Source organism: Cryobacterium sp. PH31-L1 (assembly GCF_030063145.1).
In the GTDB taxonomy this organism is placed as follows: domain Bacteria; phylum Actinomycetota; class Actinomycetes; order Actinomycetales; family Microbacteriaceae; genus Cryobacterium.
This window is the reverse complement of the sequence record NZ_JASISM010000032.1, coordinates 1-505: the sequence shown is the minus strand read 5'-3', so window position 1 is coordinate 505 and position 505 is coordinate 1. Positions and strand designations below refer to the sequence as shown.

At 69.7% G+C, this 505-nt stretch carries 1 protein-coding gene; it reads left to right on the top strand.

Going from position 1 to position 505, the window contains the following annotated elements; translation table 11 throughout:
• The coding region (locus QMF22_RS17340) for a phage terminase small subunit P27 family (protein ID WP_283455892.1) at positions 1 to 436 on the top strand (436 nt) is incomplete at its 5' end.
• Between the last annotated feature and the right edge of the window lie 69 nt (positions 437 to 505).

Genomic DNA, 505 nt, shown 5'->3' with positions numbered 1-505 from the left:
CGGGAAAGGTACGGATTCGGGTGGCCGGAAGGTCGCGACGGGCCCGGCGTTCCGGCGGATCGCTCCGGATGCTCCCGAGTGGTTGTCGCCGGAGGCCGCCGCGGAGTGGAAGCGGGTTGTGCCGGGGTTGCAGCGGCTCGACATCCTCAAGGAAGAGGACCGGGCGGTGCTCGCTGCGTACTGCGAGACGTGGGCGCGGTTCGTCGAGGCGACCCGCGACGTGCAGGCCAACGGGCTCACGATCACCAACCACTCGACGCGCAAGGACGGCACCGAATCCGAGTGGACCACCACCAACCCGGCGGTCGGGATCGCGGCAGCTGCGGGCAAGGAACTGCGCGCGTTCGCGGCGCACTTCGGGTTGACACCGTCGACCGAGGCCGCCCTGTCCAAGGGGGGTTCGGGTGGCGACGAAGAGGACGACAACCCGTTCTGAGCCTGAGCTGCCTGACGACGCCGAGCTGGAGCGGCTGAAGCTCTCCCCCGAGGTCGCTTGGTACCTGGC